Origin of the sequence: Niveibacterium umoris, from assembly GCF_014197015.1 — a bacterium.
Lineage (GTDB): Bacteria > Pseudomonadota > Gammaproteobacteria > Burkholderiales > Rhodocyclaceae > Niveibacterium > Niveibacterium umoris.
Genome location: NZ_JACIET010000001.1, coordinates 1,535,436 through 1,550,364, shown reverse-complemented (window position 1 = coordinate 1,550,364; position 14,929 = coordinate 1,535,436). Strand labels below are relative to the sequence as shown.

Here is a 14,929-nt window from a genome sequence, read left to right as displayed (position 1 = left end):
GAAGCCCTATTTGGAAACGCGACCCGCTCCGCCCAACCCATGCTGCGCTTGAGTTTTCGACCTGCCGTACTGCTGTGCGCGCTGTGCCTGTTGCCCTTTGCGGGCGGTTGCGACTGGCTGCGCCCCTATCGCATCGATGTGCGTCAAGGCATGGCGATCGATGGGGAAATGGTTGGCCGGCTCAAGGCTGGCATGACACCGGAGCAGGTGCGTTTTATCCTCGGTACACCGCTCCTCAGCGACCCCTTCCATGGCGATCGCTGGGACTACCCGTACGAGTTTCGCGCCGGCCGCAGCTCCAAGATCGAGCGCAAGGTCTTCTCCGTGTATTTTAAGGATGGCACGCTCGCGCGCTGGGAAGGTGACATCCAGCCAGCGCCCGTGAACGAGGCGGGGCTCAATCGGCTGGTCGAGATCGAGCCGGCGAAGAAGTAGCTGCTGGCCGCCGGCGCATCCCACTGCAAGGATTCCGCATGACCGTCAAAGTTGCGATTGCTGGCGCATCGGGCCGTATGGGCCGGATGCTGCTCGAAGCCACCCTGCGGGACCCGGCCTGCACGCTTGCCGCGGCGGTGGACATCCCCGGAAGTCCGTTTATCGGGCGCGACGCTGGCGAGTTGGTCGGCATGGCTAGTGCCGTCGCAATCAGCAGCGATGTGGATGCAGCGTTTGCGGTGGCGGACTGCCTCATCGACTTCACGCGGCCGGAAGGGACCCTTCATCACCTTGCCGCAGCGCAGCGCGCCGGGAAAGCGATGATTATCGGTACCACCGGCGTCGACGCAGCTGGCAAGGACGCAATCGCTCGCGCTGCCGAGACGATTCCCGTCGTTTTCGCGCCGAACATGGCGGTCGGCGTCAATGCGGTGTTCCGCCTGCTCGATGTTGCCGCGCGCATTCTCGCCAGTGGCTACGACATCGAAATCATCGAAGCGCATCATCGGCACAAGGTCGATGCGCCGTCGGGCACAGCCTTGCGCATGGGCGAGGTGGTCGCGCGCGCGCTTGATCGCGATCTCGAGACCTGTGCCGTCTATGGTCGTGAGGGTGTTACCGGTGAGCGCCCGGCGCAGCAGATCGGATTTGCGACCGTGCGTGGCGGTGACATAGTCGGTGACCATACCGTCTTGTTTGCTGGCCTCGGCGAACGGGTGGAGATCACGCACAAGGCATCGAGTCGCATGCCCTACGCCCTTGGCGCCTTGCGTGCAGCGCAGTTCCTCAAAGGCCGCAAGGCAGGCTTGTACGACATGCAGGACGTGCTCGGGCTGCGTTGAGCCGCATTCCTGAAGTTTTCTGCCTGAGGGCCGTTAACCCAGCTTGCCGGAAGCGTTAGCGCATTCCGAATTTCTCGGGGTAAGGCATGCAGATTTCCCAAGCGGTGCTGTCCGCGCGCGATTGGAACGAAACCTCACTGGCGGGGCTGCAAGCCCTGGCTCCCGATTGGGTGCTGGTGTTCGCCGACGTCGATGCCTTTGACGGCCATCTCCACACTCGCCTCAGGTCGGTTTTTCCCTCGGCCGTGTTGTGCGGGTGTTCCACCGCCGGCGAAATATCCTTGCGTGGCGTTTCCGATGGCAGCATCGTCGTCACAGCGGTCAAAACGGGTGCCGGCGCTGTCACCGCAGTGCGTACCCGCCTCCAAGGCATGGAGGATTCGGAGCCGGCAGGCACTCGCATTGGAAAACTGTTGGGTGCAGAGCCGTTCGCGGCTGTGCTGCTGTTTGCGCCCGGCGTCGACGTCAACGGCAGTGCGCTTATCCGAGGTGTGCGGAACGCATTGAGCCCGGAAGTGCCGGTTTGCGGTGGCCTCGCAGGCGATCGTGGCACATTCACCCGCACCTTCGTGCTCAGCAACGAAGCAGAGGGCGACCGCGAAGTCGTTGCGGTGGGGTTGAGCCGGGCGGTTTTCGAAGTCGGGCACGGCAGTTTTGGCGGCTGGCAACCCTTCGGCCCGATGCGCCGGGTGACGCGCGCCGAGGGCAACGTGCTCTATGAACTCGACGGCGAGTCGGCGCTGGCGATCTACAAACGCTATCTCGGCACCTATGCCGATGAGCTCCCCGGTTCGGGTCTGCTTTTCCCGTTTTCGATGGTCAATTCCGAGCGCGCACAGGTCGGGCTGATACGCACGATCCTTGGTGTTCATGAAGGGGAGGGCGCGCTCATTCTCGCCGGCGACGTGGACGAGCACGGCTTCATGCAGATGATGCATGCCCGCACCGATGCGCTGGTTGAGGGCGCGGCCGCGGCGGCCGAGGCCGCGTCTCGCGCCGACGCTTCCGATCGCACCTGCTTGTCGATTCTGGTCAGTTGCGTTGGCCGCAAACTGGTGATGGGTGACCGTGTCGACGAAGAGGTCGAAGCGGTCGGAGATGTCCTCGGCGCAGCCGGCACCCTGTGCGGCTTCTATTCCAACGGCGAAATCAGCCCATTTCTCGATACCACCGAATGCAAGCTGCACAACCAGACGATGACCATCGCAACCCTGTACGCACGACCCTGACCAGCCCTTTGCTGGCAAGGCAACTGCGTCGGGCCTTTGGCGTTGATTCGCCGCAGGCGCTGTTGGGCGTGATCGCCCAGGAGCAGCGTACCGCGGGCGAATTGGCGAGCGGGCTTGGCCATCTGATGGCGATGGTCGAGAGCACCTACCAGCAGTACGAACGCGATCTGGTTTTGCGGACGCGCAGTCTGGAACTCTCGTCTCGCGAATTGCTCGATGCGAACGATCGCTTGCGAGAGGAAAGCACGGCGCAGCAGAAGGTGCTCGACGCGTTGCGTGACGCTCTGAGCGGACTCGGCGATACCCGCGGTGAAGATGCCGTCGCGCGGCTTGATGTCACCGAACTGGCGAGTTCGCTCAGCGCGCTGGTTAACGAGCGTCGTCGTGCGTCCTTGTTGCTGGGCGTCACCGAAGAACGCCTGAAGCTGGCACTCGATAGCTCGGAAGACGGAATCTGGGATTGGGATATTGCTTCAGGTGCGGCGCATTTCAGCTCGCGCTGGGCGGCGATGCTCGGATATGCCCTGGAGGAAATCGAACCGACCTTCGAAGCGTGGAAGGCAATGGTGCACCCGGACGATCTGCCGGCTGCGCAGGCACGCCTGGTCGCCCACCTGCTGCAAGGTGCTTCCGAGTATGAGTCCGAATTCCGGATGCGTACCAAAGCGGGCGAGTGGAAATGGATTCTCGCCCGCGGCAAGGTGGTCAAGCGTGATGAGGCGGGTGGGGCGGTGCGCGTCGTGGGGACCCACCGCGACATCACCGAGCGCAAGCGTTTCGAGCTGGAACTGCTCAACGCCAAGGAGGCGGCCGAGGCCGCCAACCGCGCGAAAAGCGATTTCCTGGCGAACATGAGCCACGAGATCCGAACGCCGATGAACGGCATCATCGGCATGACCGAGCTCGCGCTGGATACCGAGCTGGATGATGAGCAGCGCGGCTATCTGGAGACCGTGAAATCATCGAGCGAGGCGCTGCTCACGATCATCAACGACATCCTCGACTTCTCGAAAATCGAGGCGGGGCGGATGGATCTGGAGGTAATCGAGTACGCGCTGTTCAATGCAGTGGCGGATTCGATCAAGGCGCTTGCCTTGCGTGCCCACCAGAAGGGGCTCGAACTGATCGCCAACATCGCGGACGATGTGCCGGTGCGGCTCAAGGGCGACCCGGGGCGCTTGCGGCAAGTCGTGTTGAATCTCGTGGGTAACGCGATCAAATTTACGGAAAAGGGGGAGATCGAAGTCGGCGTACGGGTGCTCGAGCGTGAAGGCGGATTCGCCCGCATCGAGTTCCTCGTGCGAGATACCGGGATCGGGATTCCGCCGGAGAAGCACAAGACGATCTTCGATGAATTCTCGCAGGCCGATACCTCCACGACGCGACGGTTCGGCGGTACCGGTCTCGGCTTGGCCATTTCGCGCCGCCTGGTCGAACTGATGGATGGGCGTTTGTCGGTCGAAAGCACGCCAGGGCAGGGCAGCTGCTTCCGCTTTACCTTGCGCGCCGAAATCGTCGAGGAGCCTGCCGCGCAAGCGCCCCGCCCCGAGTTCCTTGGTCGCCGCGCCCTTCTTGTGATCGAGAACCGCACCCTGGCCCGCTGCATCCACGGTTGGCTTGGTGCTGCGGGATTGCCAGTCACCTGGGTTTCGTCGGTGGAGTCGGCCCAAGCGGCGCTCAAAGCTGCCGTCGACGCAAATGCCTACTACGACCTGATGCTGGTTGATGCGGCTTTGCCGGACCCCGGCGGCTTCTCGCTGCCCTCCCGATTCTTCGATTTTGGGGCGTCGTGCGAACGATTTGTCATGCTCCTCAATACGGTCAATCAGCGTGAGGACGCTGACCGTTGCAGGCGACTCGGGTCTCGTGCCCACTTGGTGAAACCGTTTTCGAGACGCGATCTGGTCGATGCCGCGCTGCTGGCCTTCGGTGTTGATGGCAGCAGCGGTTTCTCGCTGGCGGAATTCGATCTCGCTGCCGCCAGCGCCGCTACCGAAGCGCGCGCCGAGCCACTTGAGATCCTGCTGGTCGAAGACAACCCGGTAAACCAGGCAGTGGCGCAGAAGGTGCTGGAGCGCGCCGGGCACCGGGTGCAGTTGGCCAACAATGGCGCCGAAGCGGTGGAGTACTTCGATCGCGAGAATTTCGACGTGATCCTGATGGATGTGCAGATGCCGGTCATGGGTGGCATCGAGGCGACCCGTGCAATTCGCGCCCGCGAGGCGCGACGAAGCTGGGCGGGCACCGGGCTGCTTGAGTCGATTCCGATCATTGCGATGACGGCGCACGCCATGCCTGCCGATCGCAATCGCTGCCTTGAAGCGGGCATGGACGATTACGTGGTGAAACCACTCAAGCCCGCCGAACTTTTCGCGGCCTTGAAACGGGTGGTGCGCAAGGAAACCGTGACGGAAGAGTATTACGACGGCTCCAGAACCGAGATCGAGGGAGATCCATTCGTGAGCAGCGGAGACGTGGCGGATCTTGACCAGACGCGGGACACCCTTGAAGGCGACGAGGCCGCAGTGCAGATGCTGATTGGCGTGTTCCTTCAGGACTACGGGCGTTCCAGGGCGGAACTGCTGCGTGCGGCAGAAGTTTCCAACTGGGAAGTGCTTTCTCGCGGTGCGCACTCGCTCAAATCCTCGGCCGGCATCTTCGGTGCCGCTACGGTGGCCGATGCTGCGCTCAAACTCGAGATTGCGGCAAGGGCGCAAAAAGGGCCGGAATCACTGGCGCGCCTGGCCGACCTGATCCCCGAGCTGGATCGTTTGGCGAGTTATTTGCGACGTGAACACGGCGCCTGATCCCGTCCGTAATCGACGAAGGTGTTTGCCCGGGGCGTGGGAAATTGCTACAATTTGATGATCAATTGAGAGCGGGATGCGCCATGCGGCGAATCCCGTTTTTCATGTCCGGCGCCGGTTCCGGCGCTCGCTCAGAATTCCGGAATATTGCGATAGTTTCAGGGAGTCCGCTGTGACAGCATTTCCCCCAGCCTTGCTCGCGCTCGCCGATGGTACGGTGTTCCACGGCAAGGGGATCGGCGCCGTCGGAAAGTCCGTCGGTGAAGTGGTTTTCAATACCGCCATTACCGGGTATCAGGAAATCCTGACCGACCCCTCTTACAGTCGCCAGATTGTCACGCTGACACACCCCCACATCGGGAATACCGGCGTCAACCGTGAGGACTGCGAAGCCTCGCGCACCTATGCCGCGGGCCTGATCGTGCGGAACCTGCCGTTGCGGGTGTCAAGCTTCCGTGCCGAACAATCTCTCGATGCGTACCTGCAGGCCGAGGGCGTTGTGGCGATTGCCGGCATCGATACGCGGAAACTGACGAGAATCCTGCGCGAAAAAGGTGCGCAGGCCGGTTGTATCGTCACTGCTGACGTCGGTGAGTCGATTGATGCCGACGCGGCCGTCGCTGAGGCGCGCGGTTTCCCCGGGCTTGCTGGAATGGACCTTGCGCAGGTCGTGACGACCGCTGAGCGCTACGAGTGGACGCGCGGCGAATGGCGCCTCGGTGAGGGATTTCGCGAACAGGCATCGGCCCGCTTCCACGTCGTCGCCTACGACTTTGGCGTCAAGCGCAACATACTGCACATGCTGGCAGAGCGCGGATGCAAGCTCACCGTGGTGCCGGCGAAGACGCCTGCGGCCGACGTGCTGGCGCTCAACCCCGATGGCGTGTTCCTCTCGAACGGCCCGGGCGACCCGGAGCCTTGCGACTACGCGATCGCCGCAATCCGCGAATTCCTCGACCGCAAGATTCCGACCTTCGGCATCTGCCTCGGGCATCAGTTGATGGCGCTGGCGGCTGGTGCAAAGACCATGAAGATGAAGTTCGGCCACCACGGCGCGAACCATCCGGTCAAGGATCTTGATTCGGGCCGGGTGCTGATCACCAGCCAGAACCATGGCTTTGCCGCTGACCCGGCCACGCTGCCGGCCAACGTGAAGGTGACGCATGTGTCGCTCTTCGACGGCAGTCTGCAGGGCTTGGCCTGGACGGATCGTCCGGCACTGTGCTTCCAGGGTCACCCGGAAGCCAGCCCGGGCCCGCACGACGTGGCCTACCTGTTTGACCGTTTCGTCGGCTTCCTCGAGCAAGCCAAGAAGTGATTTCCTCCGGCGCGCGACCTTCGGGTGGTGCGCCTCGCCCCGGTGGTGAAAAGACATGCCCAAGCGTACAGACATCCAGAGCATCCTGATCATCGGCGCAGGCCCGATCGTCATCGGTCAGGCGTGCGAGTTCGACTATTCCGGCGCACAGGCCTGCAAGGCCCTGCGTGACGAGGGTTACCGCGTCATCCTGGTGAACTCCAATCCGGCAACGATCATGACCGACCCGGGCATGGCCGATGTGACCTACATCGAGCCGATCACCTGGCAGGTGCTCGAACGCATCATCGAGAAGGAACGCCCGGACGCGATTCTGCCGACGATGGGCGGCCAGACAGCGCTGAACTGCGCGCTAGATCTCTGGCATAACGGCGTACTCGAAAAGTACAAGGTCGAGATGATCGGCGCCAAACCCGATGCTATCGACAAGGCCGAGGACCGTCAGAAGTTCAAGCAGGCGATGACCAAGATCGGTCTGGAATCGGCCCGATCCGGCGTTGCCCATTCGATGGAAGAGGCGATGGCCGTTCAGGCGACCGTGGGCTTCCCGGCCATCATCCGCCCGTCTTTCACGATGGGCGGCACGGGCGGCGGCATTGCCTACAACATCGAGGAATTCGTCGAAATCTGCACCCGTGGGCTCGATCTTTCGCCAACCCGCGAGTTGTTGATCGAAGAGTCGCTGCTCGGATGGAAGGAATACGAGATGGAGGTCGTGCGCGACAAGCACGACAACTGCATCATCGTGTGCTCGATCGAAAACCTTGACCCGATGGGTGTGCATACGGGTGATTCGATCACCATTGCACCTGCGCAGACGCTGACCGACCGCGAGTACCAGATCATGCGGAACGCGTCGATCGCGGTACTGCGCGAAATCGGCGTGGATACCGGCGGTTCGAACGTGCAGTTCTCGGTCAATCCGAAAGACGGCCGCCTGATCGTGATCGAGATGAACCCGCGCGTCTCGCGTTCGTCCGCACTGGCCTCCAAGGCGACCGGGTTCCCGATCGCCAAGATCGCCGCGAAACTGGCGGTAGGTTTCACGCTGGATGAATTGAAGAACGACATCACCGGCGGCGCCACGCCGGCATCGTTCGAACCGTCGATCGACTACATCGTCACCAAGATTCCGCGCTTCGCGTTCGAGAAGTTTCCGGCTGCGAACGACCGCCTGACCACTCAGATGAAGTCGGTGGGCGAGGTGATGGCCATGGGCCGCACCTTCCAGGAATCGTTCCAGAAGGCCTTGCGCGGTCTGGAGACCGGCGCCTACGGCCTGGACGAAGTCGAGTGCGATCGCGAAGAACTCGAAAGCGAACTGGCCAATCCGGGTGCTGAACGCATCTGGTACGTCGGCCAGGCCTTCCGCGAAGGGATGACGCAGGAGCAGGTTCACGCCCTGACGAAGATCGATCCTTGGTTCCTCGCGCAAATCGAGGACATCGTGCTGACCGAGAAGTCGCTCGTCGGCCGTTCGCTCAAGTCCTTGCTCGCGCCGGAATTGCGCGATCTGAAGCGCAAGGGTTTCTCCGATCGCCGGCTCTCCAAGCTGCTGGGCACTGACGAAACCAGCGTCCGCCTGCAACGGCATACGCTCGGCGTGCGTCCGGTATTCAAGCGTGTGGATACCTGCGCGGCTGAATTTGCGACCGAAACGGCCTACTTGTACTCGGCTTACGAGGATGAGTGCGAGGCGCAACCGACCAATCGCAAGAAGATCATGGTCTTGGGCGGCGGCCCGAACCGGATCGGCCAGGGCATCGAGTTCGACTACTGCTGCGTGCATGCTGCATTGGCGCTGCGCGAGGACGGGTTCGAGACCATCATGGTCAACTGCAACCCGGAAACCGTGTCGACGGACTATGACACTTCCGACCGGCTGTACTTCGAGCCGCTGACGCTCGAAGATATTCTCGAGATCGTTGCCGTTGAGAAGCCGGTTGGCGTGATCGTGCAGTTCGGTGGCCAGACGCCGCTGAAGCGGGCGCGTGAACTCGAGGCCAATGGCGTGCCGATCATCGGCACGTCGCCCGACATGATCGATGCCGCAGAGGACCGCGAACGCTTCCAGAAGCTGCTCAACGACCTTGGTCTGAAGCAGCCCCCCAATCGCACCGCACGCGCGCCGGAAGAAGCGGTGCGACTGGCTGCAGAAATCGGCTATCCGCTGGTCGTACGCCCGTCATATGTGCTTGGCGGTCGCGCGATGGAAATCGTGCATGAGCAGAAGGATCTGGAGCGCTACATGCGCGAGGCGGTCAAGGTGTCGAACGACTCGCCGGTGCTGCTGGATCGCTTCCTCAATGATGCGACCGAAGTGGATGTCGATGCGTTGTCCGATGGCAAGCAGGTCATCATCGGCGGCATCATGGAACACATTGAGCAGGCGGGCGTGCATTCGGGTGACTCGGCCTGTTCGCTGCCGCCCTATACGCTCTCCAGGACGCTCCAGGACGAGTTGCGCCGGCAGACCGAGTTGATGGCGCGCGCGCTCAATGTGTGCGGCCTCATGAACGTCCAGTTCGCGATCCAGGGCAAGGGCGACGATGCGGTCGTCTACGTACTGGAGGTCAATCCTCGTGCATCGCGCACGGTGCCGTTCGTCTCCAAGGCCTGCTCTCTGCCGCTGGCAAAGATCGCTGCGCGCTGCATGGCGGGCATCACGCTGGCCGACCAGGGCGTCAAGGGCGAGGTGGTCCCGCCGTATTATTCGGTGAAAGAAGCCGTCTTCCCGTTCGCGAAGTTCCCGGGCGTGGACACGATCCTCGGCCCGGAAATGAAGTCGACCGGAGAGGTGATGGGGGTCGGTCGCACCTTCGCCGAAGCGTTCATCAAGAGCCAGCTGGCGGCGGGCGCAACCCTTCCGACCGGCGGCACGGCCTTCATCAGCGTCAAGATGGCCGATCGTCCGAAAGCAGTGGAAGTGGCACGTGAATTGGCTGAACTCGGCTTCAAGCTGGTTGCAACGCGCGGCACTGCGGCCGCGTTGTCTGCCGCGGGCATCGTGGTGACACCGGTAAACAAAGTGACCGAAGGTCGTCCGCACATCGTGGACATGATCAAGAACAACGAGATCAGTCTGATCATCAACACCGTCGAAGAAAAGCGACAGGCGATTGCCGATTCGCGCTCGATCCGCACGAGTGCGCTGGCCGCGAAGGTGACAATCCAGACGACGATCGAAGGCGCCCGTGCTGCCTGCATAGGCATCCGGCACCTTTCCGAAATGACACCGTATGCGCTGCAGGCTCTGCACGCGGAACTTGCTTGATGGCGGGCTAGGCAATACATGAACAAGGTTCCACTGACCCTCAACGGCGCCGAGAAACTGCGCGCTGAATTGCAGCGGCTCAAGACTGTCGATCGTCCGGCGGTCATCGAGGCGATCGCCGAGGCGCGTTCGCACGGCGATCTGTCCGAAAACGCCGAATACGATGCCGCGAAGGAGCGGCAGGGCTTCATCGAAGGGCGCATCAAGGAGGTCGAGGCCAAGCTCTCGTCCGCACAGATCATCGATCCGAAGTTGCTGGATGCCGATGGTCGTTGCGTGTTCGGTGCCACGGTTGAACTCGAAGACCTGAGCACCGGCGATACGGTGACCTACCAGATCGTGGGCGAGGACGAAGCCGATCTGCGTGTTGGCAAGATTTCGGTGGCCTCGCCAATCTCGCGTGCGCTGATCGGCAAGTACGCCGGCGACATCGCAGCGGTTCAGGCGCCTGGCGGCGTGCGCGAATACGAAGTGCTGGACGTCAAGTACATCTGACGATGCGGCAGATCGGACGCCCCGTTTTTGCGCTTGCGCTTACGTTGTGGGTAGGCGCCTTGTGGACCATCGGCGGCATCGTCGCCCCGGTGCTGTTTTCGAGCCTGGCGGACCGAAGCCTTGCTGGCCAGATTGCAGGTCGCCTGTTTTCGGCTGTCGGGTGGATCGGCGTTGGTGCTGCGCTCTATCTCATCCTGTTCATTGTCATTGAGCGCGGCTCCCAGTCCTTCAGGGGCGCATCCGTCTGGATCGTGTTGCTAATGTTCCTGCTCACGCTAGCCTCGCAGTTCGGCATTCAGCCGATCCTCGCCCAATTGAAGGCCGAAGCGTTTCCGCGAGAAGTGATGGAGAGCCTGGTGCGCGACCGTTTTGCTGCGTGGCACGGGATCTCGAGCGTGCTCTACCTAATCCAGAGCGGCCTCGGCGGAGCGCTCGTGGTCCTTGAAGCTACAAGCCCGCGTCGCTGACGACGCGGGCTTGTAGAGAGCGCTGCAACCGTCAGCGGCTCTTGGGTTTGCGGGGGGTGCCCGAACGCACCGCCGTTGTGCGCGGACGTGCGGTTCCGCCGGTGAGGGCGCTTCCCCTTAGTTTGGTGGCCGGGCGTGGGGCACTGCCGGCGCGCGAACCGGCGCTTTTCGCGCTGGAACGTGGGCTCGCCGTTCTTGGACGGGCAGGTAGCTTGGGTTCTGGCTTGGCGTCGGCTTCCGGAGCCGGACGAAAGACCACCAGTAGCTTCCCGATGATCTGCACCGGTGCGCACCCCAGTTCGTCGCAGATCGTCGTCATGTAGGCGTGACGCGCCTCGCGGTCGTCGCCGAAGACGCGGATCTTGATCAGTTCGTGCGCGGTCAGCGAGCGGTCGATTTCTTTCAGAACCGACGGCGCGAGCCCTTTCTCAGCAATACTGACGACCGGATCAAGGGCGTGTGCGCGTGCGCGTAGTTCGCGACGCTCGGTTGAAGTGAGTGTTTTCATGGAAAATCTGCTGTGCAAACCAACATTCTAGTGCGATGAAGCGGACCAAGACCAGCAAACAGTGGATGCAGGAGCATGTGAACGACCCTTGGGTGCACCGCGCCAAGGCCGAAGGCTATCGTTCTCGCGCGGCGTTCAAGCTGACTGAAATCGACCAGAAGGACCGTTTGCTGGCCAAAGGGCAAGTTGTCGTTGAACTGGGCGCAGCTCCGGGGAGTTGGACCCAGGTGGTGGTCAAGAAAGTCATGCCGGGGGGGCGTGTCTTTGCGCTCGACCTGCTGGAGTTTGCGCCGATAGAAGGGGTGGAGTTCATCCAGGGCGACTTCACAGAGGAGTCGGTCTTGGCTGCCCTTGAAGAACGTTTGGGCGGTCGAGCGGTGGACCTTGTTCTTTCGGACATCGCCCCCAATATCTCTGGTATTGCAACGATCGATCAAGGCCGCTCGATCTACCTGTGCGAATTGGCACTTGATTTTGCAGAGCGTCACCTGATGTCGGGAGGCAACATGCTGGTCAAGGTCTTCCAGGGCTCGGGCTTTGATGAATTCCGCAAGGCAATGGGGCGGGTGTTCTCCCAAGTGCATGTTCGCAAACCGGCGGCATCGCGCGATCGGAGTTCAGAGGTCTATTTGCTGGGGCTTGGCAAGCGACAGTGATTTTGTGCGGCGGTGGCGCGTGCCATTGGCTCGACGCATTGAACGGTCATAGAATGGCTTGGTCTACGGTAGGCAGCGGCCCCGTCCGGGCCTGAGAAGGAAGCGACTTGAACAATCTTTTCAAGAATTTAGCGATCTGGCTGGTGATCGGCATCGTGCTGATGACGGTTTTCAACCAGTTCAACAATCGCCAGACGGCGCAAAGCCAGATGGAATACTCCCAGTTCATGGAGGAGGCGAAGCAGGGGCGGATCGCGAAGGTGACGATCGAAGGCCGCACCGTGCGAGCGACGACCCAGGACAACAAGCAGATCACGGTTTTCACGCCTGGTACCCAGGATCTGTGGATGGTGAGCGACCTTATGCGCTACGGGGTCAAGATCACCGCGAAGCCTGAAGAAGAGCAGTCGTTGTTGATGAGCATCTTCGTGTCTTGGTTCCCGATGCTGTTGCTGATCGGCGTGTGGGTCTTCTTCATGCGACAGATGCAGGGCGGTGGCCGTGGCGGCGCGTTCTCGTTCGGCAAGAGCCGTGCGCGGATGCTCGATGAATCGACAAACAGCATTACCTTCGCTGACGTTGCTGGTTGCGACGAAGCCAAGGAAGAGGTTGCCGAGCTTGTCGATTTTCTGCGCGACCCTTCGAAGTTCCAGAAACTCGGCGGCCGTATCCCCAAAGGCGTGCTGATGGTTGGATCCCCCGGCACCGGCAAGACCTTGCTTGCCAAAGCGATTGCAGGCGAGGCCAAGGTACCGTTCTTCTCAATCTCCGGTTCCGACTTCGTCGAGATGTTTGTTGGCGTCGGAGCGGCCCGGGTTCGCGACATGTTCGAGAACGCGAAGAAGCAGGCGCCCTGCATTGTGTTCATTGACGAAATCGACGCGGTTGGTCGCCAGCGCGGCGCTGGACTGGGCGGCGGCAACGACGAGCGCGAACAAACGCTGAACCAGTTGCTCGTGGAGATGGACGGTTTTGAGGGTCAAACCGGCGTTATCGTGATCGCTGCGACGAACCGCCCTGATGTTCTGGATCCTGCCCTGCTGCGTCCTGGTCGTTTCGACCGCCAGGTCGTGGTGCCGTTGCCGGATATCCGCGGACGTGAACAGATCATCAAGGTTCATATGCGCAAGGTGCCGGTAGGCCCCGACGTCGATGCCAATGTCTTGGCTCGCGGAACACCTGGAATGTCCGGTGCCGACCTTGCGAACTTGGTCAATGAGGCTGCGCTGTTCGCAGCGCGTTCGAATAAACGTCTTGTTGATATGGACGATTTTGAGCGCGCCAAGGACAAGATCTTCATGGGCGCCGAGCGCAAGTCGATGGTGATCCAGCCCGAGGAAAAGCGCGCCACTGCGTACCATGAGTCGGGGCACGCGATCATCGGTTCGGTGCTGCCCGGTTGTGATCCGGTCCACAAAGTGACCGTGATTCCGCGTGGGCGGGCGCTTGGGGTGACGTGGTCCCTGCCTGAGATGGATCGCTTCAGTCTCTATCGGGATCAAATGCTGGCGCAGATTTGTATGGCATTTGGTGGTCGTGTGGCCGAGGAAATCTTTGTCGGCAAGGTTTCCACTGGCGCTTCAAACGATTTCGAGCGTGCGACAAGCATCGCGCGAGACATGGTTACTCGCTATGGGATGTCGGACGCATTGGGGCCAATGGTTTATGCCGAAAACGACGGTGAAGTGTTCCTTGGGCGTTCGATTACGACTCACAAGAACCTTTCCGAAGCAACCCTTCAGCAGGTTGATATCGAGATCCGGAGAATCGTCGATAGCCAGTATGCGTTGGCCAGAAAGATCCTCGAAGAGAATCGCGACAAGGTTGAAGCCATGACCGCTGCGCTTCTCGAATGGGAAACGATCGACGCGGAACAGATTGGCGACATCATGGCCGGTCGCCCGGTGCGCGCACCGCACGCTTCGTCGCAAGCGAAGCCTTCGGCCTCCGATGGGCCGGCCGGACCCGCGCCAAGCGCAACTGCCCCTGCCTGAACCTGGGGCGCGTACTCACCCACTTGGGCCGGCTCGCCGGCCCAACTTCTTTAGATGCCACAGCACTTGAAAATCGGCAGATTCGATCTGCCTGTTGCCCGTCCGCTCGTGATGGCCATCATCAACGTCACCCCCGACTCGTTTTCGGGGGATGGGTTCGGCAATCGAATCGATGCTGCCGTCAATAGTGCGCAAATGGCCATCGCGGCAGGGGCGGACATCATCGACGTGGGTGGTGAATCGTCCCGGCCCGGTGCAGCAAGCGTTTCGCTAGACGAGGAAATGCGTCGGGTGGTGCCGGTCGTGGAGGCCATCGCCCGCCTTGGCGTCCCGGTTTCGGTCGATACGACAAAACCTGAAGTCATGGCAGCTTCAATTGCCGTCGGCGCCTCGCTCATTAACGACATCAACGCATTGCAAGCGCCGGGCGCCATGGAGGCCGTCGCAGCGAGCGACTGTGCCGTGTGCCTGATGCACAAGAAGGGTGAGCCGGGTGACATGCAAAATGCGCCGCGCTATGACGATGCTGTAGACGAAGTCTGGTCATTTCTTCACGCGCGAAAGCTGGCCGCACTCGATGCAGGTATCGAGTCTGAATGCATCCTGATCGACCCCGGTTTTGGATTTGGCAAGACTCTGGCGCACAATCTTGCGCTATTTGGTGCGCTGGAGCGCTTTGGCGAACTTGCACCTGTGCTGGTTGGGGTCTCGAGGAAATCAATGCTTGGCGAGATTACCGAGCTCCCCGTCGATCAGCGAGTTGTTCCGAGTGTCGTTGCTGCAGTCGCGGCCGCATCGCGTGGTGCCACCATCCTCCGTGTTCACGATGTTGCGCAGACTGTCGCGGGGCTAAAAGTCTGGCAGAAACTCGGCGGATCCATCAACGCACGCAGCGGCTGCTGAC

At 61.6% G+C, this 14,929-nt stretch carries 12 protein-coding genes; 11 read left to right on the top strand and 1 reads right to left on the bottom strand.

From position 1 onward, the window contains the following. The first annotated feature begins 39 nt into the window (after positions 1–39). From GGR36_RS06975 to GGR36_RS06940, 8 genes are all read left to right on the top strand, one after another. Positions 40–435 carry an outer membrane protein assembly factor BamE gene (locus GGR36_RS06975; protein WP_183633495.1) on the top strand — a complete coding sequence of 132 codons (396 nt, stop codon included), beginning with the start codon at positions 40–42 and terminating at the stop codon, positions 433–435. A 38-nt stretch (positions 436–473) separates the two neighbouring features. Beyond that, positions 474–1,277, top strand: coding sequence for a 4-hydroxy-tetrahydrodipicolinate reductase (gene dapB / locus GGR36_RS06970; RefSeq protein ID WP_183633492.1), 804 nt, complete (start codon positions 474–476; stop codon positions 1,275–1,277). Between the two features lie 86 nt (positions 1,278–1,363). Continuing rightward, complete coding sequence (locus GGR36_RS06965) at positions 1,364–2,506, top strand: FIST signal transduction protein (protein ID WP_183633490.1); 1,143 nt, start codon at positions 1,364–1,366, stop codon at positions 2,504–2,506. Continuing rightward, positions 2,452–5,313 carry a hybrid sensor histidine kinase/response regulator gene (locus GGR36_RS06960; RefSeq protein WP_183633488.1) on the top strand — a complete coding sequence of 954 codons (2,862 nt, stop codon included), beginning with the start codon at positions 2,452–2,454 and terminating at the stop codon, positions 5,311–5,313. Before GGR36_RS06965 ends, GGR36_RS06960 begins: the two co-directional genes overlap by 55 nt. Before the next feature lie 172 nt (positions 5,314–5,485). Beyond that, positions 5,486–6,631 carry a glutamine-hydrolyzing carbamoyl-phosphate synthase small subunit gene (gene carA / locus GGR36_RS06955; protein WP_183633486.1) on the top strand — a complete coding sequence of 382 codons (1,146 nt, stop codon included), beginning with the start codon at positions 5,486–5,488 and terminating at the stop codon, positions 6,629–6,631. A 55-nt stretch (positions 6,632–6,686) separates the two neighbouring features. Continuing rightward, positions 6,687–9,905, top strand: a complete 3,219-nt coding sequence (carB, locus tag GGR36_RS06950; RefSeq protein ID WP_183633484.1) for a carbamoyl-phosphate synthase large subunit — start codon at positions 6,687–6,689, stop codon at positions 9,903–9,905. A gap of 18 nt (positions 9,906–9,923) precedes the next feature. Beyond that, a complete protein-coding gene (gene greA / locus GGR36_RS06945; protein ID WP_183633482.1) occupies positions 9,924–10,400 on the top strand; it encodes a transcription elongation factor GreA in 477 nt (158 codons plus the stop codon). A 2-nt stretch (positions 10,401–10,402) separates the two neighbouring features. Continuing rightward, on the top strand, positions 10,403–10,867 hold the full coding sequence (locus tag GGR36_RS06940) for a DUF4149 domain-containing protein (protein ID WP_183633480.1): 465 nt from the start codon (positions 10,403–10,405) through the stop codon (positions 10,865–10,867). Between the two features lie 31 nt (positions 10,868–10,898). Here the strand turns inward: GGR36_RS06940 and GGR36_RS06935 are convergent, their stop codons facing one another. Next, a complete protein-coding gene (locus GGR36_RS06935) occupies positions 10,899–11,375 on the bottom strand; it encodes a YhbY family RNA-binding protein (protein WP_183633478.1) in 477 nt (158 codons plus the stop codon). Positions 11,376–11,410: 35 nt separating this feature from the next. Here GGR36_RS06935 and GGR36_RS06930 point away from each other — a divergent pair, with 35 nt between their 5' ends. The 3 genes from GGR36_RS06930 (at position 11,411) to folP (ending at position 14,928) form a co-directional block, all read left to right on the top strand. Then, positions 11,411–12,031 carry an RlmE family RNA methyltransferase gene (locus GGR36_RS06930; protein ID WP_183633476.1) on the top strand — a complete coding sequence of 207 codons (621 nt, stop codon included), beginning with the start codon at positions 11,411–11,413 and terminating at the stop codon, positions 12,029–12,031. Positions 12,032–12,138: 107 nt separating this feature from the next. Beyond that, positions 12,139–14,025: an ATP-dependent zinc metalloprotease FtsH gene (gene ftsH / locus GGR36_RS06925; RefSeq protein WP_183633475.1), complete on the top strand. Its 1,887-nt coding sequence runs from the start codon at positions 12,139–12,141 to the stop codon at positions 14,023–14,025. Between the two features lie 54 nt (positions 14,026–14,079). After that, positions 14,080–14,928, top strand: coding sequence for a dihydropteroate synthase (folP, locus tag GGR36_RS06920; protein WP_183633472.1), 849 nt, complete (start codon positions 14,080–14,082; stop codon positions 14,926–14,928). The last annotated feature ends 1 nt before the right edge of the window (position 14,929 follow it).

Bases quoted from the DNA above. Each gene is read 5' to 3' on its own strand.
- GGR36_RS06930 (WP_183633476.1), top strand. From the start codon at position 11,411: ATGAAGCGGACCAAGACCAGCAAACAGTGGATGCAGGAGCATGTGAAC.
- GGR36_RS06965 (WP_183633490.1), top strand. From the start codon at position 1,364: ATGCAGATTTCCCAAGCGGTGCTGTCCGCGCGCGATTGGAACGAAACC.
- carB (WP_183633484.1), top strand. From the start codon at position 6,687: ATGCCCAAGCGTACAGACATCCAGAGCATCCTGATCATCGGCGCAGGC.
- GGR36_RS06975 (WP_183633495.1), top strand. From the start codon at position 40: ATGCTGCGCTTGAGTTTTCGACCTGCCGTACTGCTGTGCGCGCTGTGC.
- GGR36_RS06935 (WP_183633478.1), bottom strand. From the start codon at position 11,375: ATGAAAACACTCACTTCAACCGAGCGTCGCGAACTACGCGCACGCGCA.
- folP (WP_183633472.1), top strand. From the start codon at position 14,080: ATGCCACAGCACTTGAAAATCGGCAGATTCGATCTGCCTGTTGCCCGT.
- GGR36_RS06940 (WP_183633480.1), top strand. From the start codon at position 10,403: ATGCGGCAGATCGGACGCCCCGTTTTTGCGCTTGCGCTTACGTTGTGG.
- GGR36_RS06960 (WP_183633488.1), top strand. From the start codon at position 2,452: ATGCAAGCTGCACAACCAGACGATGACCATCGCAACCCTGTACGCACG.
- greA (WP_183633482.1), top strand. From the start codon at position 9,924: ATGAACAAGGTTCCACTGACCCTCAACGGCGCCGAGAAACTGCGCGCT.
- dapB (WP_183633492.1), top strand. From the start codon at position 474: ATGACCGTCAAAGTTGCGATTGCTGGCGCATCGGGCCGTATGGGCCGG.